We start from the raw sequence: 509 nt of genomic DNA, 5'->3' as shown, positions 1-509 counted from the left end.
CGAGGGGCAACAGCGCGACCACAGTCTCGTTGAACCCTGGTGTCTGCTCCTGCCCGTTGTCCACCAGTTTAGCCATGGCCCACAGCAGGTTGGTGATTTTCTGTGGGTTAAAGTTGGCTTTTTGTACAATCACGCAGGTCAACAGCGCAGCCACCGCTTCGTTGAACTCTGGTGTCTGCTCGTACCCGTTGTCCACCAGTTTAGCCATGGCCCACAGCAGGTTGGCGATATGCTGGGGAATAAATTGGTCTTTCTGTGCATTCACGTGGGGCAACAGTGCGGCCACAGCATCTTTGAGCTCCGGTGTTCGCTCCAGCCCGCTGTTCACCAGTTTCGCCACGGCCCACAGCAGGATGGTGAATTCCTGAGGTTTAAAGTGAGTTTTCTGTGCGTACACGTGGGACAACAGCGCGGCCAAGGCCCTTTTGAGCTCTGGTGTCGGCTCCTGCCCGTTGTCCACCAGTTTCGCCATGGCCCACAGCAGGTTGGCGATATGCTGAGGAGTAAAT

1 pseudogene is annotated in these 509 nt (G+C 56.2%); it reads right to left on the bottom strand.

The features are described from left to right. Nucleotides 1-509: pseudogene (locus J7439_RS26215) on the bottom strand (hypothetical protein); the annotation flags it as partial.

Source organism: Salinisphaera sp. G21_0, from assembly GCF_017744115.1.
Taxonomy (GTDB): Bacteria; Pseudomonadota; Gammaproteobacteria; order Pseudomonadales; family Endozoicomonadaceae; genus Endozoicomonas.
Note: the sequence above shows the minus strand (reverse complement) of the source record. Positions and strands in the feature narration are given on the sequence as shown.